Annotated in this window: 22 protein-coding genes and 1 pseudogene; 16 read left to right on the top strand and 7 right to left on the bottom strand. The window is 67.2% G+C overall.

Features of this window, described 5'->3' with window-relative positions:
• A partial coding sequence (locus tag O9271_RS16670) for a transposase (RefSeq protein ID WP_298272197.1) occupies positions 1–901 on the bottom strand: 901 nt, incomplete at its 3' end.
• A gap of 170 nt (positions 902–1,071) precedes the next feature.
• Between O9271_RS16670 and O9271_RS16665 the strand changes: the two genes are divergently transcribed.
• The 5 genes from O9271_RS16665 to O9271_RS16645 all read left to right on the top strand — a co-directional run bounded on the left by O9271_RS16665 (position 1,072) and on the right by O9271_RS16645 (position 5,156).
• Complete coding sequence (locus O9271_RS16665; protein WP_298272195.1) at positions 1,072–1,389, top strand: BrnT family toxin; 318 nt, start codon at positions 1,072–1,074, stop codon at positions 1,387–1,389.
• On the top strand, positions 1,340–1,660 hold the full coding sequence (locus O9271_RS16660; RefSeq protein WP_343213931.1) for a BrnA antitoxin family protein: 321 nt from the start codon (positions 1,340–1,342) through the stop codon (positions 1,658–1,660). The genes O9271_RS16665 and O9271_RS16660 overlap by 50 nt, the downstream gene beginning before the upstream one ends.
• Positions 1,661–1,769: 109 nt before the next feature.
• Positions 1,770–2,123 carry a hypothetical protein gene (locus O9271_RS16655; RefSeq protein WP_298272191.1) on the top strand — a complete coding sequence of 118 codons (354 nt, stop codon included), beginning with the start codon at positions 1,770–1,772 and terminating at the stop codon, positions 2,121–2,123.
• A gap of 733 nt (positions 2,124–2,856) precedes the next feature.
• Positions 2,857–3,771, top strand: a complete 915-nt coding sequence (locus O9271_RS16650) for a DMT family transporter (RefSeq protein ID WP_298272189.1) — start codon at positions 2,857–2,859, stop codon at positions 3,769–3,771.
• A gap of 8 nt (positions 3,772–3,779) precedes the next feature.
• Positions 3,780–5,156: a serine/threonine-protein kinase gene (locus tag O9271_RS16645; RefSeq protein WP_298272187.1), complete on the top strand. Its 1,377-nt coding sequence runs from the start codon at positions 3,780–3,782 to the stop codon at positions 5,154–5,156.
• A gap of 177 nt (positions 5,157–5,333) precedes the next feature.
• Here O9271_RS16645 and O9271_RS16640 read toward each other — a convergent pair whose 3' ends face one another.
• Entirely contained in the window at positions 5,334–6,017 is a 684-nt protein-coding gene (locus O9271_RS16640) for a hypothetical protein (RefSeq protein ID WP_298272185.1), read from the bottom strand.
• Positions 6,018–7,600: 1,583 nt separating this feature from the next.
• On the opposite strand from O9271_RS16640, the gene O9271_RS16635 reads away from it, so the two are divergent.
• Positions 7,601–7,840, top strand: a complete 240-nt coding sequence (locus O9271_RS16635; protein WP_298272183.1) for a hypothetical protein — start codon at positions 7,601–7,603, stop codon at positions 7,838–7,840.
• Here the strand turns inward: O9271_RS16635 and O9271_RS16630 are convergent.
• Complete coding sequence (locus O9271_RS16630) at positions 7,795–10,548, bottom strand: BTAD domain-containing putative transcriptional regulator (RefSeq protein WP_298272181.1); 2,754 nt, start codon at positions 10,546–10,548, stop codon at positions 7,795–7,797. The genes O9271_RS16635 and O9271_RS16630 overlap by 46 nt on opposite strands.
• A gap of 207 nt (positions 10,549–10,755) precedes the next feature.
• On the opposite strand from O9271_RS16630, the gene O9271_RS16625 reads away from it, so the two are divergent.
• Entirely contained in the window at positions 10,756–11,499 is a 744-nt protein-coding gene (locus O9271_RS16625) for a PEP-CTERM sorting domain-containing protein (RefSeq protein ID WP_298272179.1), read from the top strand.
• Between the two features lie 70 nt (positions 11,500–11,569).
• Positions 11,570–12,655: an IS630 family transposase gene (locus tag O9271_RS16620; RefSeq protein WP_298272177.1), complete on the top strand. Its 1,086-nt coding sequence runs from the start codon at positions 11,570–11,572 to the stop codon at positions 12,653–12,655.
• Here O9271_RS16620 and O9271_RS16615 read toward each other — a convergent pair.
• The 4 genes and pseudogenes from O9271_RS16615 to O9271_RS16600 form a co-directional block, all read right to left on the bottom strand.
• Positions 12,656–12,877 (bottom strand): annotated as a pseudogene (locus tag O9271_RS16615) (IS30 family transposase); the annotation flags it as partial.
• Between the two features lie 136 nt (positions 12,878–13,013).
• Positions 13,014–13,184 carry a transposase gene (locus O9271_RS16610; protein ID WP_298272175.1) on the bottom strand — a complete coding sequence of 57 codons (171 nt, stop codon included), beginning with the start codon at positions 13,182–13,184 and terminating at the stop codon, positions 13,014–13,016.
• A 148-nt stretch (positions 13,185–13,332) separates the two neighbouring features.
• On the bottom strand, positions 13,333–14,640 hold the full coding sequence (locus O9271_RS16605; RefSeq protein WP_298272172.1) for an amidohydrolase: 1,308 nt from the start codon (positions 14,638–14,640) through the stop codon (positions 13,333–13,335).
• A 130-nt stretch (positions 14,641–14,770) separates the two neighbouring features.
• Positions 14,771–15,745: a pyridoxal-phosphate dependent enzyme gene (locus O9271_RS16600; RefSeq protein WP_291260625.1), complete on the bottom strand. Its 975-nt coding sequence runs from the start codon at positions 15,743–15,745 to the stop codon at positions 14,771–14,773.
• A gap of 655 nt (positions 15,746–16,400) precedes the next feature.
• Between O9271_RS16600 and O9271_RS16595 the strand changes: the two genes are divergently transcribed.
• The 8 genes from O9271_RS16595 to O9271_RS16560 all read left to right on the top strand — a co-directional run bounded on the left by O9271_RS16595 (position 16,401) and on the right by O9271_RS16560 (position 21,791).
• The gene (locus tag O9271_RS16595; protein ID WP_298272167.1) at positions 16,401–16,733 is read left to right on the top strand and encodes a hypothetical protein; all 333 of its coding nucleotides are present in this window, start codon (positions 16,401–16,403) and stop codon (positions 16,731–16,733) included.
• Between the two features lie 100 nt (positions 16,734–16,833).
• On the top strand, positions 16,834–17,883 hold the full coding sequence (locus tag O9271_RS16590) for an IS630 family transposase (protein ID WP_298272165.1): 1,050 nt from the start codon (positions 16,834–16,836) through the stop codon (positions 17,881–17,883).
• 5 nt (positions 17,884–17,888) lie between these two features.
• Positions 17,889–18,062, top strand: coding sequence for a hypothetical protein (locus O9271_RS16585; RefSeq protein ID WP_298272162.1), 174 nt, complete (start codon positions 17,889–17,891; stop codon positions 18,060–18,062).
• Positions 18,059–18,247 carry a hypothetical protein gene (locus O9271_RS16580; protein ID WP_298272160.1) on the top strand — a complete coding sequence of 63 codons (189 nt, stop codon included), beginning with the start codon at positions 18,059–18,061 and terminating at the stop codon, positions 18,245–18,247. Before O9271_RS16585 ends, O9271_RS16580 begins: the two co-directional genes overlap by 4 nt.
• A gap of 215 nt (positions 18,248–18,462) precedes the next feature.
• A complete protein-coding gene (locus tag O9271_RS16575) occupies positions 18,463–19,254 on the top strand; it encodes a hypothetical protein (protein WP_298272158.1) in 792 nt (263 codons plus the stop codon).
• Positions 19,255–19,808: 554 nt separating this feature from the next.
• Positions 19,809–20,252 (top strand): hypothetical protein, encoded by a 444-nt coding sequence (locus O9271_RS16570; protein WP_298272156.1) that lies wholly within the window; start codon positions 19,809–19,811, stop codon positions 20,250–20,252.
• An 81-nt stretch (positions 20,253–20,333) separates the two neighbouring features.
• A complete protein-coding gene (locus tag O9271_RS16565) occupies positions 20,334–20,504 on the top strand; it encodes a hypothetical protein (protein WP_298272153.1) in 171 nt (56 codons plus the stop codon).
• Positions 20,505–20,609: 105 nt separating this feature from the next.
• Positions 20,610–21,791, top strand: coding sequence for a serine hydrolase (locus O9271_RS16560; protein ID WP_298272150.1), 1,182 nt, complete (start codon positions 20,610–20,612; stop codon positions 21,789–21,791).
• Positions 21,792–21,850 lie beyond the last annotated feature (59 nt).

Here is a 21,850-nt window from a genome sequence, read left to right as displayed (position 1 = left end):
GATACCCGGCATCCGCGGTGATAAGCGTGTCGATCGTGCGCAGCGGCGCGGTGGCGGCGACGACCCCCAGCAATAGCTCCTGCTCCGCGCCCACGCCATGCGCCTGGGCATCGACAATGATCTGGTGCGCGGCGTCGACGGGTGCCACCCCGGTGTAGCCCTGAATGACGCCCTTACTGGTCGCCATCTTCGCGCTCTCGTTGCCGGTGCGATTGTTCTTGCGGACGGCGCCTCGAGCACCCCGCCGATCGGTCGGGTGCAGCGTGAGCCACGTGCGCAGCTCGGCCGCGTCTCGCGCGAGCCGCTCGCGCCGTGCCGTGTCCTTCGCCGCAAGCGATGGCGCGACGTCGCGCGCATCCTCTGCCCGGTGGCGCGCGAGCATCGCGTCCGCCGCGCGCTCCATCTTCGTGGCCTGCCGCTCGAAGTCCGCACGTGTCCCACTCCGATGCTTGGACGCATGGCTCGGCAGCTTCACGCCGTCGATGGCGAACATCTCACGCCCAATCAGCCCCTGACGATCGCAGACCGCGAGTACGGCCGCGAAGATCGGCGCGATCTGATCGCACAGGGTGCTGACGAAATGGGCGATGGTGGTGAAGTGCGGGCGCGAGTCGCCGCTCAGCGCAATGAACGTCACCTGCTCCTCGCAGGCCCGCGCGATGGCCCGACTGCTGACGATGCCGAGCGAGTACGCAAACAGCACCACCCGGAGCAGCATGCTCGGCGCGTAGGCGGGCGCCCCGGTCGTGTCGTTTCGATACCGGGCGTCGAACGGCGTCAGATCGATGGCGTGTTCGAGGAGGTGGTGGAGCGCGTGCTCGAAGGTGCCCGGCAGGAGCTGGGCGGCGAGGTCGATCGCGACGAACTTGGGCTGCGTGTCGACCGGCCTGTAGCGGGCCATGACAGATCTCGACGAGGGACGAAAGCGACCGCAGATTCCCTGTGAGGCCAACGGCTCGGCACCCGAAGAGTTCCGTTTCCACATCGACCTCACGGGACTTTTCCTACAGCCTCGTTATACCGTAGGAACGGGTCGCTTGACCGGTTGTATATACAGATGTAGTGTTCTCCATGACGTTTGAGTGGGACCCCGCCAAGAGCACGCGCAACTGGCAGCAGCGCGGTTTTGACTTCGCGTTCGCGAGCCTGGTGTTTGAGGGGACCTATGTCGAGTACGACGACACGCGCCGGGATTACGGTGAGCGTCGCGTCATCGCCTTGGGACTTGCCGACGGCATCCCGCTCACCGTCGTCTTCACCGATCGCGTGGATCCGAGCGGCGGCATCGTGCGTCGCCTGATCTCCGCGCGTGTAAGCCATCGCAAGGAGCGTCGTCGGTATGCCGAAAGCCTCAAAGCCATCCAGTCGTCCGACGAAGGGTCGGGCTGATCTCGCCCGCTTGCGGCGCATGACGGACGCGGAGATCGAAGCCACGTCACCGCCCGAGTTGCGGAACCTCCCGGAGGCGTTCTGGCAGGGCGCGCGCGTCGTCACGCCCGTCACGAAGGAGGCCATCTCGATCCGGCTCGACAGCGATGTGGTGGCGTTCTTTCGGGAGGCGGGGCCTCGGTATCAGTCCCGCATCAATGCGGTGCTGCGGAGCTACGTCGATGAGATGAGTGCCCAGAAGCGTCGACGGCCATCGAGGCGCGCGTTATAACGAGGCTTGCTGCAGACGGGCGGCACGGTAGCTCGCTACGCTCGCATCTTGTTGGACTGCCCGCTGCAGAAGCGGGGCGTTCGGCCGTGAACGACAACTGGAGCACCGTATGAATCGACCGTACTTCTCGCTGTTCGTGGTCGCGATCCTCACGAGTAGTGCCCTGCGCGGGGCGGCCGATCTGCCGGTGATCGCCGACGGACAGGTGCTCACGGCCCTCCTGCGCGCCGCGCTGGTCGTAGCCGGGGTACTCGCGCTCCGGGCGCTCTGGCAGGGGCGGCGGGATGCGGCGCGGGTAACGGCGGTGTGGGCGCTGCTCGCACTTGGGCTCGTGGTCGCGCAGGAAATGGCCGTGGGATATACCCGCGCCGGCCTTGCGGACCGTCTGCTCGCAACGATGCTGCTGGCGTTCGTCGTCGGTAGCGCGGCCTGGCGCGCGCGACGCGCACCCGTGCGCGTGTGATACCGCAAGGCGGGCCGCGAATGGCTTGCGCCAGTCGACGGCCGGCCGGATAGTCGCCGCGCGCCACGACACGGCACAGCCGTCAGATCGTGCTACGCGCGTGAGACGCCGCGGTGTCCTCGTCATTGTACACCGCGGTTGCCTCGAGAAGGCCTGACGAACTGTTGCTGCCGGCAGCGCTGGGCGGGGTGCGGCAGGCGGTCGCCGTGCTGGCGCACGCCGCCCGTCGGGCCGCACTGCATTTGATGCGCTGCAGCAGAACGTACGGCGTTACGGCGTCTGTGACAGTTCGCGATCGGCTTCAGCACCACTGACTCTCGTGTGTTCAGGATGCGTATGACCGTCGTCGCCGCGCTGACCGTGTCGGCGGCACGTGGCCTGCCCGACGACCCCGCGGTCTCCGCGGACGTGGCGGGGATCTTTGCGCGCGCGCTCCGGTTTGGGGTGGTGGTGTCGGGCGCACTGGCGCTGCGCGCCCTGTGGCAGGAACGTGAGACGGCGAGACGAATGACGGCCGGGTGGGCGGCGTGTGTCGTCGGGTTCGTGGGCCTGTGGAACTTTGTATTGCAAAGTGCAGGCGCCGCTGGCGGAATGGGGGCGGCGCGTGGAGAATCCAGCCGATCATGCGGAACACGCCCTTCCTCCTCGTCAGGCCCAACAGCGCGGGATCCCGGTCCGGTGCTTGCCCCCGCGCCCAGGCGAGCGTCGCCCGTCACCGCCGCGCCGGGGTCGCGTGACGGGGCTGCAGCAGATGGCGGTCGGCGCCTTCTGGTTCAGCCTGATGAGCCTGACCGCGAAGCTCGCGGGGCGCCGGTTGCCCAGCCAGGAGCTGGTGCTGGTTCGGGCAGTGATGACGCTGGGGCTGAGCTGGTGGACGCTGCGGCGGGCCGGGCTCTCGATGTGGGGCGAGCCGCAACTGCAGCGCTTCCTCTGGCAGCGGGGCGTCCTCGGCTGCCTGGGGCTCACCTGCTTCTTCTACTCGCTGGTGCACCTGCCACTCAGCGAGGCGACGCTGCTGCAGTACACGAACCCCATCTGGGCGGCCCTCCTCGCCGCCCTGCTGCTCGGCGAGCGGATCACCCGGCGCACGGCGCTGTGCCTGGTCGCCAGCGTGGTGGGCGTGGTGATGGTGGTGCGGCCGAGTGCACTCGGGGCACTCTGGGGCTCGGCCGTGGTGCCGCTGCCGTCGCTGGCGACGGCGGTCGCGCTCGTCGGGGCCGCCTGCAGCGCCGGCTCGTACGTCACGGTGCGCCGCATGGGGCGCGCCGAGGATCCGCGGCGCGTCGTCTTCTACCTGCCGCTCGTGACGGTACCCCTCACGTTGCCGTTCGCCCTGCCGGGCTGGGTGTGGCCGACGGCGCAGGAATGGCTGCTGCTCACGGCGATGTCGGTGGCGACGCAACTCGCGCAGACCTTCATGACGAAGGCGCTGCAGCGCGAGACGGCCGCGCGGGCGACCGCCGTTGGCTACCTGCAGCTGGTGTTCGCGGCGGTCTGGGGGGCGCTGGTGTTCGACGATCACCCGAGCGGCTGGAGCGTGGCGGGGGCCGCGATCATCGTGGCGAGCACACTGCTCCTCGCCTTCCGGCGCAAGGCCCCGCCACGCGCCGAGGTGGTGGCGGCCGAGCTGGCGGCGGCGAACGAGTGAGCGGCGCCATGGACGGTGAGCACCATGCGGACGCCCTGCGGGCCCGTCTGCAGGCCACGCTCGGATCCGCGCTCCAGGTCGGGGAGCGTCTCGGCCATGGCGGCTTCGCCACGGTCTATCGGGCCCGGGACCCCCGCCTTGAGCGGGACGTGGCGCTCAAGGTCGTCGACGTCGCGGGGCGTCTCGATGACGCGCAGGAAGCCGAGTTCCTGCACGAGGCGCGGGTGCTGGCGGGCGTCGAACACCCGCACATCGTCCCGCTCTACGAGGTGACGCTTCGCGATGGGCTGCTCATCCTCGCCATGCGGCTCGTGCCCGGCGACTCCCTCCAGCAGCGTCTCGCGGGGACGCCGTTGCCGGCGCGCGAGGCCGCGCGAGTGGCGAGCGAGGTGGCCAGCGCGCTCGCGGCCGCCCACGCGAAGGGCATCGTGCATCGCGACGTCAAGCCGGCGAACATCCTGTTCGACGCCGATGGCCATGCGGTGGTGACGGACTTCGGGCTCGCGCTCGTGACGTCACGCTCGACGGCCGAGGCGATGGCGGATGGCTCGGGCACGCCGCACTACATGAGCCCGGAGCAGGCACTCGGCGAAGCCGTCGACGGACGCTCCGATGTATACGCGCTGGGGGTCGTGCTGTACGAGATGCTGACGGGTCTGCTGCCCTTCGACGGGCGCACCCCGGCGGAGTTGATGGCGCGCGTGATCGCCACGCCGGCGCCGAGCGTGCATCAGCGGGCGCCGCAGACGCCCACGGCGCTCGCCGCGCTCGTGGCGCGCATGCTCGCCAAGGAGCCGACGGCCCGGCCGACCGCGAGCGAGGTGGTGGCGGCCGTCGCCCGCATCCGGACGCCGGAGGGGCTGCTGTCCCCGGCCGAGGTGACGCGTCGGGCGCGGTTTCGCCGGTTGCGCCTCGTGGCGCTCGTGGCGGTCACCGCGGTCGTCGTCGTCGCCGGGCTGGTGTACGCGTCGTCGGCGCTCGTGCGCCTTCTCCTCGACGACAGCCCGGAGCCGCGGCTGGCCGCCACGGGTGATGCCGTGCCGCCGGCCCTCGTGGCGGCGGCCCGAAGCCGCGGGCTGCTCCGCCCGGACGAGGTGGTGCGCTTCGCGTTCGTGCCGAGCGAGGAGCGGGCGGGCGACGCGCTGCTCGTCACGGACGAGGCGATGGTGCGCCTCCGCGACCTGGCTGCGCGTCGGTATCTGCGCGGGCAGCTGGATGTGACCTTTTACACCTCGCGCGGGGTGGACACCGACACCACCAACGCCCTGCTCGTCGTGACCCCGACCGGTGGGACGCCGGACACGCTCTACCACCGCCTTCACGGACGGGATGTCCTGCGACTCAGCACGGCGCTCTATTCGCTCCGTCGGCGCGCACCACGCTGACGTGGCGCCCAGCGCCGATCGGCCGAGCCGGCTATGCTGAGAGATTACGGGTGACCGGAACTGCCGCGCGACTGCGGCGCGGGCGGGGCGTCTGTGCACACCCGTTCGGCACAACGCGAGCGGCGTGAGGCGTCGGCTAGATGAGAGGTACTCGCACCCTCAGCACACGTTTGCCACTCAGCCGCCAAGCTCGTCCAATCGCGTCACCGTCGCGGCAAAAAGCTCGTACACCCGGCGTAGTCTCGCGCCATCCTCAATGATCCCCGACACCGCCAGCTCGAGCGGGTCGATCCCAGGCGTCGGATCGGCAAAGAATGCCGTGTCGTCCTTGAGTGCGAGCGACCCCTCGAAGTCTGCGCGATAGCGGTCGCGGAGCGGGGCATCCCGGAACAGCGAGCGTACGAAGTCGGGCGTCTCACCTTTCAGGACGAACGCCTCGTCGAACACCGGATCGTCCACGTGGATATCCAGACGACCAAACCACTCCGCCACTGATGTGGCAAAGTTGGCGCGCGATACCGAGAAGCGGTGCGCCGGGTTGGTGGGGCGTGGTGCCGAGAAGATCGTGGACACCACCGGAATCATGACTTTTCCCGTCATGATCATGGTCACGTCACGCTCCAGAACAATCGGCCCATGCGCGTGTGGAATCTCGATGCGCGCGTTGTGGCCGAACGAGGGAGCGCTCCACGTACCCTGCATTTCGGTGGCAAACGCTTCCCACGTGGACAGATAGGAGCCGTGCAACAGATGGTTGAGACGAGTGCCCATGCTGAATCCTCGCTGCTGAAAATGCGTGCAGGTTTCGATGCACACCAATGTAGCCAGCAGCGCGTCGGGCTGGTCGAAGGTCTCCGTCACGGGATAGGAATTCCAATCGGGGTGGGCCGACTATTCGTCGAGGGTACGGCGGGATCGCCGACCTCGCGAGTGCCGCCTTGTCCCGCATGCCACGGGGGCGGTTGGCATACCAGCCATAGTACCGCGTGGTGACGTGGCCTTTGTCGGGGATGCGCACCAGCACCCGGGCTAGGCACTCGAGCGGGTCGACGGTCTTGGTGCCCGCCGTCTAGCCCTCGGACTTGTCCGACCGGTACGTTACGGCCTTCGCGGTCCGGTCGTAGGTGCGCCGTTCCAGCGCGACGGGACTCCGGGCGCAGTACCGCGTGAGCCGGGTGGCGAACGCGCGATCATCCGCAGGGCCCCAGACGGCCGTATGGACATGGACCCCCGAGTGCGGCCAGGTCAGCATCCCGGCGGCGTGGTCCGCGCCGAAGAGTTCGAGGCGGACGAAGAGCGGGAGCACCGCGCGCCGGAACGCCTCGGTCAAGTGTGCTGTGTCGTGGGCGGGCCACGTAGAGGCAGAAGGCGCGGAGCCGCTTCGGGATGGTGAGCACCACCTGCCGGTGCGGCACCGGCGCGAGCCGCGTCGTGTCCAGCCATTGCGTCCAGATCGCCAACCGCTTGGCATGACAGATCGGGCAGAGGTACCGGCACTTGCCGCCGGCGCCGCATCGGGCATGCACGCTCCGGGACCAAGGAGCGCCGAGCATACGTCCGACTCGGCTGCCAGCCATCACCGTTCCGTTGCGCGACGGGCCATTCCGACGCAACGTCCGGTTTCGCGGGCCTAGCGATGCTTGCTGTTGCCGAGCGGACCGACCATCCGCGTAGCGTGAAGCATCGCGCGGTCCGCTCGCAGCAGAAGCCGGCGTTCGGCGGCCAACCAGCGTTGTACATCGATCATGCTCGGCAGACAGCGGTGCGCTGTGAGCGCCTTCAGAATTCGTGGCAGCAGTACTGAGCGGATGCAACCGGTCGTCGAAGATCCGTTGCTTCAGCAGCGGACTGTCCCGCCGATTCGCTCGTTCCAACAGCCACACGTCTCCAGGAGAGACGGGAGGTGTAGGCAGTATTCAGGACGCTGCATGGGCCGGTGACTCCTCACTCCGACGGTTCATGGTCATCGTCCAAGCCGTTCTCAGTGCAATTGGTGCGATCTGGCTCGCGCGCGGTCTACCAGGCGAGCCCGATATCGCCGCGCAGCGAGTGGCAGAGATAGCCGACCCGCGGGACAGCCAGAGAGCGCTCAGCAATGGGCAAGCCTTCGACGCGGTCCCAGCGTCAGCAGCGATTGCTCCATCACCCATTCCGCACCATCGTCATTCGTAGCCCTTCCCTCGGAGTTACCGACCCGATCGCTGCTGGCGACGCGGCACATCGCGGACGTCGGCTGCGTTATGTCGTTCGCCTGCCGCATCGTTTCCAGGCCCCACAGCAGGGCGCGGATGTCCAGCCGGCAACGAGCCGTGCCGGTTCGGACGATCAGTGCACTCTGCTGCAAGTGCCCGGCCGACCCACTACGGCGGGTTGCGCAATGCACGCGTGCGGTTCAGCCGTGGCGACCATACATTGCAAGCGTCCCAACAACCTCGGAGTTCGCAATGGCCGGAGAGCTGACCGCTGTCCATCAGGCGGTACCTGAAGGGTACATTGCCTTCGGAAAAGAGCTGCCGGGTGCCAATACGCAAGGTGCCCCGCTCGACGAAGCGCGAGCGAACGTACGCGAGGCCGTGGTGCTCGTGAAGGAGGCTAATCGCGCCATGGCGGAAGAAGACCTTGCGGGCGCCGCCGTGATTTACGAACCCCTCCGCGGCCGCTGCCGTCGCGCCGGTGTGAGCTGACGCACCGCCAGCCGCTGCGCCAGCATCGCCTCCGTTCCAAACCTGAGCGTGCCCGCCAGATGCCGATAGATCGAATCAGCGCGCGCCGTCTGACCGGCGGCGCGCGCCGCATGGGCCAACGACTCGCGCGGCACCGGTGTGCTGTCGAGCGCGCCCCCGCGTTCGATCAGTAGAACCGCGACACCCGGCTCCCCGCGCGCCAGCGCCAGCTCTCCGCGAAGCAGCAGGGCCGCACTCTCGTGGCGCACGTTTCCCGCAACCGCACGTCGTGCCAGCGTATCGAGCATTTCGCGTGCAGCGGCCGTCATGCCGCGCCGTGCCATCGCTTTCCCTGCCCAGTACAGCACCGTTGGTTCAGCGACGCCGTTCCGCGAGAGTGCACGCGTTCGTTCGAGCTCTGCGCGTGCACCCGCCTCATCGCCGGCTTCGCCGAGCGCCCACGCGAGCATCAGTCGTGCACGCACTTCGCCCAGCGATTCGTTCTTCATCGCCTGATGCGACTGCGCCGCACTGTCGAACAGCGCCACGGCGGTACGCGGATCACGGCGCCAGAGCGCCAGCAGGCCGAGCGAGCGATAGCCTCGCGACGCTTGACCTGGCGGCCCGCCGAGCATCAGCCGAAATACCGCCGCGGCGGAATCCGGGAATCCTGCACGCACCAGGAGCGATCCGTACTCGTTGTTCTGGATGACATCGGTGCGCCGCGACGGATCGAGCGCAAACGCACGCGCAAACGCCCGACGCGCCACCGCCCGATCGCTCTCCGTGTCGAGTGCGTTGCCAGAAGCCGCCAGGTTGATCCAGTCGACCGGATTCAGTGAATCTGTGGCCAATACCTCCAGATACACCTGCTGCGCCGCCGCGAAGCGTCGCCCCAGAAAAAGGTCGTAGGCCATCGACGACCGCGTGTCGGTATCGCGCGGGTGCCCGGCGAGCCAGCGTTGCTGAATGGCGATCGCGCTGTCCGGTTGACGCCGCCATCTGGCCTGCATCGCCTCGTTGCGCATGGCCTCGCGTTCACTCAGCCGCGAGCGCAGCGACAGCGCCCGCACGAGAGCTTGTTCCCCCTCGGCGGGCTGGTTGGTATAGTGCAGCAGCTGGCCGAGCGCCGCATACGCCGTGGCAAAGCTGGAGTCGAGGGCAATCGCCCGCCGATAGGCGACGAGGGCCGAATCGTACACCCGACGTCGAGAATAGTCGTTCGCGATCGTGTACTCGCGCAACGCACCCAGCGAGGCCGTCGTCACGTCGGGCAGCGGTCGCGGCTGATCAACGTTTCGAGAGGATCTGCCGAGTCGACTGCGCAACTGGCGCGCCACCACGTCCAGCGCCGACAGGAGCGAGTCTTCGTTGACCGCGGTGGTCTGATCGACGCCAAGTGCACGTCCCGTGGCGACATCGACTGTGCGTGCGGACAGCGCGCGTTGTGCGCCAAGCCTGGCGAGCGACGGAATGACGACCTGCCCCGCACCGATGCGCGTGGCGATCTCGAGTGCCGTCCGCTCGTCGACGAACGTGCTGTCGGGACGACGCATCAATTGCAGCGCTTCGCGTACGCGATTCCGTGTGACGACGTTGAGCCGGTCTCCCTGCGCGAGCGCGACGCTCAGCGCCATCGAGATGGACTCGGTTGTCACCAGGTCTCGCGCCGGATCCTGTGTGTCCGCGACCAGTACCCACGCCGCCGCCGCCTCCGCCACCTCGCGCGGACGTAGCACGACCCACGCGGCGACGGCGACGAACGCTCCCGCCAGGCCAATCAGGATGCGCGCGAATCGATGCGGCGACGATGCCGCCGCAGTAGGTGTGAGCACCTGGGGCACCGCGCCCGGCCCTGTGTCCTTCTCCATCGCCGGCGAGGATTCGACATGGGTGGCAAGCGCGCTGTCCGTTTCCCGCCGTGCGGGCAGCGCCGCCAGCCTTGCTTCATGGGTGGCGGACAGCGCGGTCACGCTCTCGTCAAGCTCGCTCTCCAACTCGGCGAGCAGTCGCATCTTGAGCCGCCCATATCGCTCGATCGCGTCGCGCAGCGCGGCGCGTGTCCCAGGCGTGGCGAGTGCCGTGAGCAACCCGATCGCCGCGTCGGCGTCCTCCAAATCCTCGTTGAGCCAATGCTCCGCCAACGCGGCGGCCTCGGCGGGTCGCCCATCGGACAGCAGGCGCGGCACGAGCGTCACGCTGAGCGCGACGAAGCGTCCCGACAATCGAGCGCGTTCTCTCGCCGCCCAGTCATCGAAGCCCGGCGCGCGCTGCAGAAACACGCCTTCCAGAAACGGGCCCGCATACAGCGAGGCCGCTCGCTCCAGGTCTCCGTTCGCCAGCGCCGCGTCGAACAGGCGGACGTCCACGTCGATCGGGCAGGAGTCGGCGAGTAGCACGTCCGTGACGCGCGAGGCAATCGAGTGGCGTCCGAACGCCCGTCGGATGTGCGACAGGGCTTCGGCGAGGTTGTGGCGGGCGCGCTCCGGCGGTTCCTCGCTCCAAAAGAGCGTGGCCAGCAGTTCGCGGGAAACAGGTCTGCTCTGGCCCGTCAGATAGAGCAGCAGCGCGACCTTGCGTCGCCGGCCGGCCAGCTCATGCAGCGCCCGCGCTTCGGTCTCGTTGGTGTCGCTCCCATCAGCGACCTCAAGCGTGAGGCCGCCGAACGTGCGAAGGAAGGCGCGCGGCGAGCTGCGGACAGACGTCGCTGTCGATAGCCCATTGCTCATGCCGGCACCAACGCGATCGAATGGACGTGGCTCGCGACTTCTTGCTGACGCGGGACTTCAACAGAAACGACCGGAGGCCGGTGAATGCGGCCTAAGTTCTTAATCAACAAAACGTTGTGCCTGTTGATCTCGGGTTGAACCGACACGTCAGATTGCTCGTCGATCATCGATATTCCACTTGCCGTACCGTCTCACTTCGGAGGTCTGATGCCCTCGCACGTACCGAAAATCAAACGCTGCGGCCACCGCGCGCGCCAGTTGGCGATCGCCATGTCCGTGGCCACTTTGCTCGCCGCACCCGTTTCGGCGCAGACGACTGTGCTCGGATCCGCCAATCCCAATCTCGCTGGACGACTCAGCGGCTATACGTGCTGCAACGGCGACGCAGTGCCGGGGCAGGCGCCACCGTTCATCTCGGTCACCGCCGGTTCTCTCCTGACCTTCTCGGTCACAGGCATCTCGAACTATTCTTCGAATCCTGTGAGCGGCAACAATCCTGACGGCAATGAGGGAGGATCGCTCACGAACTACGGCGATGGCATTTCGGCACCGCTGAACGTGCGGTACAACGCGCTCTTCGGCGTCTTCCTCGACGCGAACAGCCCGACGGGCACGACAACGCCGGCGCAACTCGACTTCGGCGGTGGGTTGAACTTTGCAACGCTCGCGCCGGGGCTCGGGCAGATCTTCTTCATTGGCGATGGCCTGACCACCGACACGAACCTCGGTCAGTTCAATGGTGCGTCGCAGGTGTTCACTACGCCGACTGGCGCGACGCGACTCTTCTTCGGTTCGGGTGACGGCTTCGGATGGTACAACAACAGCGGTTCGTTCACGGTGACGGCCACGGAGTCGCTCGGAACGACGGTGCCCGAGCCGACATCGGTAGCGCTGCTCGCGGCCGGTCTGGCAGGGATTGGGCTCTCGGCTCGTCGGCGTCACGCGGCCTAGTGTGACGAGTCAGAAGTTCGTGTCAACGAAGACTTCGGGCCCCGCGTATCTCCAGTAACTTGGAGATGCGATGCCTTCTGCGAAGCTGCCCCCGGTTGTACTGAGTGACGACGAGCGTGCGACGTTGCAGGAGTGGACGCGCCGGCGGCGCACCGCGCAGGCGATGGCGCTGCGGGCCCGCATCATTTTGGCGGCGAGCACCGGCGCGACCAACACGGCGATTGCCGCAAAGCTGGGGGTCGTGATTCCTACCGTCGGCAAGTGGCGCCGGCGCTTCCTGCGCCAGCGGATCGCTGGGTTGTTGGATGAGCCGCGCGTCGGCGCGCCGCGGAAGATCACGGATGCCGAGGTCGAGACCGCGATTCGCACCACGCTCGAATCGCGACCGAACGATGCGACGCACTGGAGTACGCGGTCGCTGGCGCGAAAGCTCGGCTTGAGCCAGAGCACGGTGAGTCGCATGTGGCGAGCCTTTGGCCTGCAGCCGCATCGGGTCGAGACATTCAAGCTATCGACCGATCCGCAATTCATCGAGAAGGTGCGCGATATTGTCGGCTTGTACCTCGATCCGCCCGACCGTGCGCTCGTCTTGTGCGTCGACGAGCAGTCGCAGATCCAAGCGTTGGACCGGACGCAGCCGCTGCTGCCGATGAGGCCTGGTCAAGTCGAGCGGCGCACGCACGACTACGTGCGCCATGGCACGGTGTCCCTCTTCGCCGCCCTGGATGCGAGAACCGGCGAGATCATCGGGCGCTGTGAGTCGCGGCATCGGTCGCAGGAGTTCCGGAAATTCCTCGATCAGATCGACCGCAGTGTCCCTGCGGCGCTCGAGGTCCACCTGATTCTCGATAACTACGGCACCCACAAGACCGCGATGATTCGTCGGTGGCTCGCCAAACGTCCGCGCTTCCACGTGCACTTCACGCCAACCAGCGCGTCGTGGATCAACATGGTCGAACGCTGGTTTGGTGAGCTGACCCGCAAGCAACTCAAGCGGGGCGCGCATCGCAGTACCGACGCGCTCGAAGACGCGATCATGACCTACATCGCGCACACCAACAAGGATCCGAAGCCGTTCGTCTGGACCAAGACGGCCGATGAGATCCTCGACAGCGTCAAGCGTTTTTGTCAACGAACTTCTGGTTCAGCACACTAGCGACAGATACCGACCACAAATTGGTTTCGCCATCATCAACGGCATCCCTCCGCGCTGCCGGAACCAGCGAGTGCCGACCGCCGGCGACACACCAACCGTTTCGGCGGCCTTCTCGCTCGTGATTCCCCTCGCACTCTGCGCCCAGAATTGACGCTCGACTTCGCGCCGGAGCGAGGGAGCCCCCGAAGATCGCATTGCGTCACTCCCGGTCAACTGCTTCATCCATCCTGAGGGCCGCGTCCGGCGCCGCCAAGGGTAGCCTCGCGTCAGGTAAGGGGCCGAGCGCATAGCCGATCGCCCGGCGCGACCACGCGTCGAGCAGCACCGCCAGGAATGCCGAATCCCGGCCCACCTTCAGCTACGTCCAGTCGGCGACCCACAGGCGGTACTTGTTGAGCCAGTAATGCAGGAGGGAGTGGTCGATGCCGGCCTGCGTGGCCAAGCCCTTGATGCTGCCATCGCCTGCGAGATACGACTCGACCAACCGGAGCTTGAACTCCGCACTGAACCGCCGATACGACTTGGCCATTGAAGCTCCCCGACGACGACCATCGCCGCATTGCGGCGGTGCTCCGAACGTCGGGCTACACCATGTTTCGGCCGAACGCTGGCCCCGGTGCCGCGCGCCCGTGTTGCGCCTACGTGTTGCGCCTACGTGTTTCGCCTACGTGCCGCACCTACTTGCCGCCCAGCAGGTAGTCCACCGCCAGCATGCTCATGGCGCGCACGCCGTTCGGGAGGGCCCCCTCGTCGGCGAAGAAGAAGGGGGAGTGATTGGGGGCCGCCGTGCGCGGGTCACTGCCCTTGGGATTCACGCCAAGGCCGATGAAGAGGCCGGGCGCCTTCTCCATGAAAAAGGAGAAGTCCTCGCTCGCTGTGACGAGTTCGCTCTCGATGACGCCCGAGGCGCCGGCGGCACGCTGCAGCGTTGGCCACATGCGCCTGGTGAGTGCCGGATGGTTGACCGTGGCGGGGACGCCGGGATCGAAGGTCACGCTCACCGTCGCACCGCTGGCGGCGGCCACCCCCTCCGCAGTGCGCCGGATGCGCGCGAAGATGTCCTCCTTCATGGCGGCGTCGAACGTGCGGATGGACAGCCGCAGCACCGCCGAGTCGGGAATGATGTTGCTGCGGACGCCGGCCTGGAACGCGCCGACGGTCACGATCGCCGGGACCCTGGTGATGTCCACCTGGCGGCTCACGACGGCCTGCAGCGCCGTCACGACCTGGGCGCCGACCAACACCGCATCCACGCCATTCCAGGGCTGGGCGCCGTGCGTCTGCTTTCCCTTGATGATGATCGTCGCGTCGTTGGCCGCTGCCAGCCACGGCCCTGGCCTGGTGATGATCGCGCCATGGGACGCCGGGAACACGTGCAGCCCGAAGACGGCGTCCACACGGGGGTTTTCGAACGCTCCGTCGCGGAGCATCGACTCGGCGCCGCCCACGCCGGTGGGGCTGTACTCCTCGGCGGGCTGGAAGACGAACTTGACGGTGCCCGGCAGCATCGCCTTCATGCCCGCGAGAACCTCCGCCGTCCCCATGAGGATCGCCACGTGGTTGTCATGGCCGCAGGCGTGCATGACGCCGACCGGTGCACCGAGAAAGGTCGCCTTGACCCGGGACTTGAACGGAAGATCCACTTGCTCCTCCACGGGAAGGGCGTCCATGTCGGCGCGCAGCGCGACGACAGGGCCCGGCTTCCCGCCCCTGAGCAGCCCCACGACGCCGTGCCCGCCGACCTCGGTCCGCACGTCGAGACCGAGGGCCCGAAGGTGCTCGGCGACGAGCCGTGACGTGCGCACCTCCTCGCCCGAGAGCTCGGGGTGCTCGTGGATGTCGCGCCGCCAGGTGACCACCTTGGTGGTGACGGCCTCGACGCGCCGCTGGATCTCGGCGTCGAGGGCGCCGACTCCCTTCTGGGCGCGCGCGGTGGAGGCGAGGGCGAGGGTGGCGGCGAGCAGGAGGGCGGGTCGGCGCGTCATGGCAGCGAGCGGCGGGGGGAAGGGGCGACGGGACGGATTGGCTGACGCCGACGTGCGGAAGCCGACGGACCCGGAGGCGGCCGGAAGGGCTTCAGGCGCCACGCTGCCGCCCAGCCAACCCTGATGACAATCAGCGCCGGCTGCCGTCGCCGGTCGGGGTGAGCCAGTCGGCGATCTGCCGCGGCGTCAGGTTCGCGCCGCACAGGACCGTTGCCACCAGCCGTCCATGGAAGCGTGCCGGATCCGCGAGGATCGCCGCCAGTCCGATCGCGCCCGCAGGCTCGATGACCAGGCCGAGGTGCTCATGGATGAGCCGCATCGCGGTCAGGATCGTGGCATCCTGCACGAGCATCGTTTCGTCGACCGTGCCGTCCATGTCAGCGACGGCCTCAGGGACCGGCAGACGAGCAGCAACGCCATCGGCGATGGTGTCAACCTGCTCGTAGGAAACGATCCGGCCGGAGCGCCAGGACTCGACCATGGCCGGCGCTCCGGCCGCGGCCGCACCGACTACCCGCGTCGTGGGCGCATGTGCTTTCAACCAGCGCCCCATGCCGGTAACGAGCGCGCCGTTGCCGAGCGGGACGACGAGGTCATCGAACGCCTCGGGCCAGCGCAGGAGCTCGACCGCGATCGTGCCCGCGCCCTCGGAGATCGCCGGCTGCAGGCCGTCTTCGACCATCTGCAGGCCATGCGCGGCCGCGTACCGCTTCGCCTCGAGCTTGGCGGCGTCGAAGTCGGCGCCGTGCAGGCGTACGTCGGCACCAAGCGCGCGCATGCGCTCGACCTTGAGCGGATTGGCGTGGACGCTGGCGAAGATGACGGCGCCTGTGCCGCGACTGCGGCAGGCATAGGCCATGGCCTGCCCGAAGTTGCCCGCACTGGCGCAGACGACGGTAGCCCCGGCGGCCAGCCCCTCGGCAAAGAACGACGCGCCGCGGCCCTTGAAGCAGCGGATCGGGTTGAGCGTCTCGACCTTGATGACGAGGCGGCAGCCAAGCGTGGCCTCGAGCGACTCGGCACGAAACTGCGGGGTATCCAAGAACACCGGGTCGATCACCGTGCGTGCGCGGGCGATCTGGTCGAGGCTCAGTCGGTGGCGCATCTCGGTTACCACGATATGGGGCGCCCTCCTGCGGGCAGGCAAGGAATGTCGAACGGGGTGGGTCAGCTCCCCGTCGAGCATACCGCGCGGTCGCCAACCCCGCCAGCGCGAGTGGCGGGCGGCGACCCGCCGTCGCGGACGATCCGGACGCTGACCGAGTTCCGGTTGCGGCAGAAGATCGGGGTTCTGTTCGACTTGCTGCTCAGGAAGCCGCCACGTGAGTCGAAGACCTGCAGCGTGCACTGGCCGACATCGTTCCGGTAGGGATGGAGCGAGAGCGTTCCGCCGAATTCGCGGACGAGCGCTCTCGGGCTGCCGACGGTCCCGCCCGAGGGCGCGTGGCCGGCGACCGAACCTGAAAAGTCCTCGGTGACGCCCGTGAAGGCCGCGTCCGCACCGCTTCCTGCGGGGAGAGTACTGGCTGCGTTGCCAGCCAGCGTACGGCCTGCGGCTTCCGTGTCGGCACGGTGCGGTCGAAGATCTCGCGGCTCTCCACGAAGACGCGATAGCCCCCCTCGGTGGACACCCAAATCCGGCCACCAGTGGCCACCTGAACACCGGCCACCACAGGCGAGATGAGGCGTAGCCGGCGGGACGCCCCGTCAGGGGCGTGCACCGCGCGGTGTCGGAGGTACAGCCGCACGAGGTCGAGATCATGCGCCAGCGTCGCGCCGACATCATGGTGCGACTTGACGCGTTGCTGGCAGACAACGCCGTGTTCGTGCTGCCAACCGTGCCGGATCTCGCCCCACTGCTTCGGCTGCGGCCGGCCGACCCGGTGGCGTTTCGCGAGCGGGCGCTGGCGCTGCTGTGCATTGCGGGGCTGGGTGGACTGCCGAAGGTGACCCTGCCCTTCGGCACATTGCACGGGCGCACCGCTCGCCGCACCGCCGCCTTACCGACCTACCTGACCTACTACAACTTGCATCGCCGTCACAGCGCCCTCAACGACGCGCCCCCAGCCTCACGCCTGCCCCTCGCCGTGTGAACAATGTTTTTGTCATTTACAACTAGTGGGTCGTAGTTGAAATGTGGATAGCACGAGAGTTGCAGCACCGAGCGGTATGTTTACCGCTACGATGGATCTCGTGCCCACCTCCGAGAATCGCGGCACGCTCGAGCAGATGCTGCGGCAGACGACGCTGAGCCAGGCGATTGCGAAGCGGGTGCGCGTCGTGCTCGCGCTGGCCGATGGCGATAGCTACGCCGCGATTGGCGCCCGATTCGCTTGCACGGATCGGTTCATCGCCATCTGGAAGCGGCGCTTCGTCGAGGGCGGGGTGCTCGCGTTGGCCGATGCGCCGCGAGCGGGACGCGGCCATGGGATCAGCGCGGCGCTCGAGGCGAAGATCGTCCGCCTGACCCTGCAGACGAAGCCGCCGGCGCCGCTCACGCACTGGTCGAGTCGGCGACTGGCGGCGAAGCTCGGCGTCGCCCACACCACGGTCACGACCGTCTGGAAGCGGCACGGGCTCAAGCCCCATCGGCTGGAACGCTACAAGGGGAGCCCCGATCCCGACTTCGAGACGAAGGCCGCCGATATCATCGGGCTGTACATCGACCCGCCCGTGAATGCCGTGGTGTTCTGCGTCGACGAGAAGACGGCGATTCAAGCGCTGGATCGCACCGACCCGGTGCTGCCGCTGCGGCCGGGGCGGGCCCAATCCCATGGCTTCGAGTACGTGCGCCACGGCACGCGCTCGCTGTACGCGGCGCTCGACGTCGGCACCGGGCACGTGCAGGGGAAGGTCGCCGTCCGCCATACGAGCGCCGAGTTCGTCGACTTCCTCGACACGGTCACCCGTTCCGCCCCGCGGGGGAAGGCGATCCACTTTGTCGTCGACAACCTCTCGGCACATAAGACCCAGGCGGTGAAGGACTGGCTCGCCGCGCACCCGCGCGTGACGATGCACGACACCCCGACCTACCGCAGCTGGCTCAACCAAGTGGAGAGTTGGTTCGCCCGCATCGAACGCGACTGCATGGCGCGCGGGATCTTCACCTCGACCTCCGATCTCACACGCAAGCTGCTCCGCTACATCAAGCTCCACAACGAGACCTGCCAGCCCTTTGTGTGGCGGTACCGCGACCCCACCCGTCGCATGCCTGCTACACGTAAATCAACTACGTCCCACTAGGGACGGTGGCCGAGGGCAAGCTGGCCGATCTCGTCCTCGCGCAAGAGACGTTCCGGTTGATGGCGGCGCTTCAGGACGCCCGCCCGATTGGCGGGATCACTGCGCTCGGCGGGCAGCCCGCCCCCGTTACGATCTTTACCTTCGAGGACCGGGCACATGACGGTCCCGTCACTCCATGACGATTCCTCCGGCAAACGGACGCACGATGCTAACGCGGGCAGAGATCTCACGCTGGATCAACCACAACAGGTTCCTGGTGGTGCTCATTCTCGTTGTCCTGGCTGGCTACACGCTGGGCAAAGACCGGGCCTTGCGTGACAATGCTCGTGAAGTCTCTTCGCTCGCACAGGCGGGCACCCGCTGACGCGAGCAGGCGGTTGGCGGGCGCCGAGAAGACGGCCGTCGTTCGCGCCGCCATTCACCATTCCAGTACGCCCCGGGCGGTCCGCTCGTCACAGACGTCTGCGTCACGTCATCGACTTCCAGAAGGCGGCAAAGTTGGCGGTCTGGAATCAGCTCGATGTGCGGCCACCGACCCAGCGGGGGAGCGGCGCCGGCTCTCGGCTACCTTCGAGGCGGATGTCCGGAACCACACACCTCATCGCGATGACGAACGGTCCGTTGCCACACGAAACCGCAGCACCCGCCGACGTTCGCTATGCCGAGGCGGAGGTCACCATGATCCTGCGACTGGCCACAGAGGGGGACTCGACGGTAGGACGATCGGTCCTTTCGGCGCCAGAGGTATCGCGGCAGGGGCTCGCGCTCGCCGACCTTCATCGCATTGGCGAAGAGGTGGGCATTGCGCCCGATCGACTGACCGCTGCCGCGCGCCAGGTGGATGCGGAGCGAATGGTGACGCAGCGGGTGGATACGAACTCGTTGGAGCTCACGACATCGTTCCAGTTGGCGGAGGCGCCGTCGGAGGAGACATGGGGGCGAATCGTTGCGGTGCTCCGTGATGTGTTCGAGGACTCCGGCGTGGTGACACATGAGGGCTCGCTCCGTCGTTGGCGCAGCAAGGATTACGAACAGCAAGACGTGTCACGCATTGAGGTGAGACTCGAGCCCGATCCGTACGGCACGGGCTGGCGGCTCCTGCTGGCCTCCCGGGCGGTTGATCATACGATGTCGGTGGGGGGAGTCCTCGCAGGCCTGGGCGTGGTAATCGCGGCAATACCACTCGTTACCGGTTTGCCTTCCCGATTTTCGGTGCTGGGTGCCTTGGTGGTCGGATGCGGTGCCTTGGTATGTGCCGGAGGATATCGCTGGCGCGACACGTGGCGGCAGCGACGGACGCAGCATTTCCGCGCGGCTGTTGCGGGGCTGTGTCGGCTGGGGCTCAGTGGTGCGCCGGTTGCGCGAGATTAGTGCGCACGTAGCTGTTGGTCACCAGGAGGCGGGGACAATGATGAGTCGACGCGTATAGAGTGAGATGGACTCCAGCTACGCAGCGGGCGGCCGACGGGACACCGCTCACCGAGACGTACGACGTGGAACGATTCGTCGCCGAAGGAGCGCGCGAGTTCGCCACCCGCGGACTCTGGGAGCAGGAACTGGTCGGCCGGAGCGAGCGCTTTGGGCGGGTGGCGAATCGCGCAGCTCGCGTGGGACCGCGAGACGCCCGATCAACCACTACCCGACGATCTGGGCGGGCCCGCTGGCGCATAGGTGCGTCCCAACGAATCGTTGAGTCTTCGGGACAAGTGCCAAGAAACGCCGACGGCAAGACTGTCGGGGTCGGGAACATGACTCGCCAAGCGGAACAGGTTTTCGAGAATCTGGAAGCTGCTCTCAACGCACATGCCGTGGGCCATATCTGACCGCGGCATTCTGTCGAGGACAAAAGCCTGACGTTCAGTTATCGGAGTTCTCGGTCCGCCAGTCTCACCATTGGCTTTGGACTCATCCTCACGATCGAGACCGTGGTATTGCACCTGTTGCTTCAGGGGCGGTATCCGGCTTTGGCGTGGTTGCTGACGATCGGGAGTCTCCTGACACTCGCATATCTCGCCGCCGACTATCAGCGCCTTGGTCGCGATTCCCTCACGGTGAACGATCGTACGTTGGAGCTGCGAGTCGGCCTGCGCGCGCGGGCGAAGATTCCACTCGAGGCGGTCGTCCGTGCGAAACGCCCCACCTGGCAGGAGCTGCCCGAGACGGGGAGCCCCGATGCGAAGGAATATCGCAATCTGATGCACCCAGCGTCTCCCAACGTGTTGCTTGTCCTTCGGGCGCCCCACACGGTCGTGTTCGCGAACATCATCCGTGTGCCGGTGCGCTGTATTGGCCTTCATCTCGACGATCCCGACGGCTTCGTGACCGCGATCAGCAACGCGCAGGTCACGGCACACGCATCGGACGCGTAATGTCCGTTACGGCGGACCAGCGATTCAACGTAGGCTTCGCCGTGATCACAGGGCTTCGCAACAGCAAGGGAGGGGACCACGGTGACGCGAACAGACGGCACACACTGGATCAGCCAGCATCGGCTCACGCTGGCGCGCATTCTTCTTGTGCTATTTGTCCTGTTTTGGGCGGGCTACACGGTGGGCAAGGACTGGGCATTGCGTGACAATGCGCGTGATGCCGCTACACTGGAGCGCGTGGGCAACCGCTGACGCGAGCAGGCTACCGGGGAGCGCGGATGGCGTTCCAACCGCCGATAGGCCCGGACGCGCCACTGCGTCCTTTCCGCCCCTCCCGCGGCTCCGTAGAATAGGGCCATGACACGCCCACTCTCCCTCGCCGCCGTCGCCCTCGCGTTGCTCGCCGCCTCGTCACTCGGGGCCCAGCCAACGCCATTCAGATGGCCCACGTCGACCCCGGCGAAAGTCGGCCTCAATGCCGCCGTGATCGACAGCCTCGACGCGGAGATCAAGGCGGGGAAGTATGGCAACATCGACCGCATGGTGGTCATTCGTCGCGGTCAGGTCGTGACCGACAAGACGTATCCGCGCGACTACGACAAGATCTACGGTGACTCGTCGCGCGCCAGCGCGTCGCTGAACAATTCGCACGACCCGACCGGGCCCTTCAACTACTTCAACCCGTGGTGGCACCCGACCTACCGGCGGGGCACGCTGCACACCCTGCAGTCCGTGTCCAAGACGGTGGCCTCGGCGGTCATCGGGGTGGCGGTCACCCGTGGTGACTTCCCCGCACTCGACACGCCGATTCTCACGTACTGGGACACCAGCGCGGTGGCGAACCTCGACGACCGCAAGCGACGCATCACCATCCGCCACCTGCTCACCATGACCGGCGGATTCGACTGGAACGAAAGCATTCCGTACAGCGATCCGCGCAACACAGCTGGCGCACTCGAGGCCAGCCCTGACTGGGTCAAGTTCACCATCGACCGGCCCATGATGCGCGAGCCGGGCACCCAGTTCAACTACAGCAGCGGCGAAAGCGCGCTGCTCGCGCACATCTTCTTTCGCGCCACTGGCGTGGACATCGAGGAGTACGCGGCGCGCCACCTCTTCGCGCCACTCGGCATCACCCAGTGGCACTGGAAGCGCACCACCTCGGGCACCATCGACACCGAAGGGGGCTTGTATCTCGAAGCGACCGACCTGGCGCGGATCTGGCAGCTGTGGCTGCAGGGCGGCCGCTGGAACGGCACGACCATCGTGTCCGAACGCTGGGTGCGCGAATCCGTGACACCGCACGTCGCGACCAGCACACGCGCTGGCGCACCGCAGTACGGGTACAAGTGGTGGCTGTACAGCAATCCGGTACGGAAAGACGCGTTCATCTGGGCCGGGTCGGGATTCGGCGGGCAGTTCCCCATGGCGTTTCCCGATCAGGAGATGGTGGTGGTCTTCAATGCGTGGAACATTGCCGGCGGGCCCACGCTTCCCCTGCGTGCTGTGCAGGAACGGTTGATTCGCGCAGCGAAGTAGGCCACACCGATCACGCAGCGGCCCGCATACCCCACGATCACCCCGCGCCGCTACTTCGC

It is taken from the genome of Gemmatimonas sp. (assembly GCF_027531815.1).
Lineage (GTDB): Bacteria > Gemmatimonadota > Gemmatimonadetes > Gemmatimonadales > Gemmatimonadaceae > Gemmatimonas.
The sequence above is the reverse complement of the archived record's forward strand: the minus strand, read 5'-3'. Positions and strand labels throughout refer to the sequence as shown.

Excerpts from the sequence above, each read along its gene's own strand:
- O9271_RS16610 (WP_298272175.1), bottom strand. The coding sequence starts at position 13,184 with ATGGCCAAGTCGTATCGGCGGTTCAGTGCGGAGTTCAAGCTCCGGTTG.
- O9271_RS16665 (WP_298272195.1), top strand. The coding sequence starts at position 1,072 with ATGACGTTTGAGTGGGACCCCGCCAAGAGCACGCGCAACTGGCAGCAG.
- O9271_RS16580 (WP_298272160.1), top strand. The coding sequence starts at position 18,059 with ATGACGATTCCTCCGGCAAACGGACGCACGATGCTAACGCGGGCAGAG.
- O9271_RS16560 (WP_298272150.1), top strand. The coding sequence starts at position 20,610 with ATGACACGCCCACTCTCCCTCGCCGCCGTCGCCCTCGCGTTGCTCGCC.
- O9271_RS16605 (WP_298272172.1), bottom strand. The coding sequence starts at position 14,640 with ATGACGCGCCGACCCGCCCTCCTGCTCGCCGCCACCCTCGCCCTCGCC.
- O9271_RS16645 (WP_298272187.1), top strand. The coding sequence starts at position 3,780 with ATGGACGGTGAGCACCATGCGGACGCCCTGCGGGCCCGTCTGCAGGCC.
- O9271_RS16635 (WP_298272183.1), top strand. The coding sequence starts at position 7,601 with ATGGCCGGAGAGCTGACCGCTGTCCATCAGGCGGTACCTGAAGGGTAC.
- O9271_RS16575 (WP_298272158.1), top strand. The coding sequence starts at position 18,463 with ATGTCCGGAACCACACACCTCATCGCGATGACGAACGGTCCGTTGCCA.
- O9271_RS16620 (WP_298272177.1), top strand. The coding sequence starts at position 11,570 with ATGCCTTCTGCGAAGCTGCCCCCGGTTGTACTGAGTGACGACGAGCGT.
- O9271_RS16595 (WP_298272167.1), top strand. The coding sequence starts at position 16,401 with ATGCGCCAGCGTCGCGCCGACATCATGGTGCGACTTGACGCGTTGCTG.
- O9271_RS16660 (WP_343213931.1), top strand. The coding sequence starts at position 1,340 with ATGCCGAAAGCCTCAAAGCCATCCAGTCGTCCGACGAAGGGTCGGGCT.
- O9271_RS16655 (WP_298272191.1), top strand. The coding sequence starts at position 1,770 with ATGAATCGACCGTACTTCTCGCTGTTCGTGGTCGCGATCCTCACGAGT.
- O9271_RS16600 (WP_291260625.1), bottom strand. The coding sequence starts at position 15,745 with ATGCGCCACCGACTGAGCCTCGACCAGATCGCCCGCGCACGCACGGTG.
- O9271_RS16630 (WP_298272181.1), bottom strand. The coding sequence starts at position 10,548 with ATGAGCAATGGGCTATCGACAGCGACGTCTGTCCGCAGCTCGCCGCGC.
- O9271_RS16625 (WP_298272179.1), top strand. The coding sequence starts at position 10,756 with ATGCCCTCGCACGTACCGAAAATCAAACGCTGCGGCCACCGCGCGCGC.